The sequence below is a fragment of the Vibrio sp. 10N.286.52.C3 genome, from assembly GCF_041468865.1.
GTDB classification, from domain to species: Bacteria; Pseudomonadota; Gammaproteobacteria; order Enterobacterales; family Vibrionaceae; genus Vibrio; species Vibrio crassostreae_C.
The window spans coordinates 1-1,172 of the sequence record NZ_JBFRJM010000146.1 but is presented as its reverse complement, the minus strand read 5'-3'; the positions used below and the strand labels follow the sequence as shown (position 1 = coordinate 1,172).

The following is a 1,172-nucleotide window of genomic DNA, read 5'->3' as shown; positions in this document are numbered from 1 at the left end:
CCAGGGCAAGATCATGAAAAACCCATATGGAATAAGGGGTAGCGTGAAGTGATGTTTCCACTAATTTGTACACTGAAGTCACAACAAATTCAATACATTCAAGATCGATTTGATGATCAGATTTAGGTGTGATCATATACTGTTTTTTAACAGCAGATATTTAGCCATAATGAATGGATTAAGCCTTTTGGACCATATTTCAGTTATTCGAGATCCTCGCCAAGCTTGGAAAATAGAGCACACGCTAACCGACATTATCTTCTTAACAATTGCAGCAGTGATTGCTGGTGCTGAAGGTTGGGAGGATATTGAAGATTTTGGTGAAGATAACTTGGAATGGCTTAGGCAGTATGGTGATTTCAAACAAGGCATACCAGTACACGATACCATTGCCCGAGTTATCAATCTTATTTCCGCCAAGCAACTGCAACGATGCTTTACTGCGTGGATGAAAGACTGTCATGAGACGACAGAGGGTGAAGTGATTGCTATCGACGGCAAAACTCTCAGAGGCACATACAACAAAGACAAGCGTTGTGGTGCAATCCATATGGTTAGTGCCTTTAGTGCAGCAAACCAAGTTGTACTAGGACAAGTGAAGACTGCGGATAAAAGCAATGAAATAAAAGCGATCCCTGAACTGCTTGAAATGCTTTCCTTGCGAGGTTGTTTAGTGACTATTGATGCTATGGGATGCCAGAAGGATATAGCTGAAAAGATAGTCGCTCAAGATGCAGATTATCTCTTAGCGGTAAAAGGTAATCAAAAACGATTGGAGCAAGCGATTAGCCAAGTGTTTAATTCTAGTATGATTAATAGTTTTGAAGGTGATAAATACGTCACTCAAGAGAAAGGGCATGGTCGTACAGAAACGCGTTTGAGTATGGTTGTTCACAATACAGATTTCTTAGGCTATATAGCGTTTGATTGGGCTGAACTCTCCACAATTGGTATGGTCGTTTCAATTCGTCAAGAAGGTGATAAGCCAGCAGAAACAATGCAAATCAAGCACTACATAAGCTCAGCAAAACTAACGGCTAAAGCTTTACTAGAGAGCACGCGAGCACATTGGAGCATTGAAAATCAGATGCACTGGCGATTAGACGTTGGTTTTAAAGAAGATGAATGTCGGATACGTCGAGAGCAAGCCGGTGAGAATTTAGCAGTTATAA

General features: G+C 40.9%; 1 protein-coding gene. It reads left to right on the top strand.

The window, feature by feature from the left end:
* Nucleotides 1–169: 169 nt before the first annotated feature.
* Nucleotides 170–1,172: ISAs1 family transposase (locus AB4138_RS23875; protein WP_372130195.1), on the top strand; the 1,003-nt coding region annotated here is incomplete at its 3' end.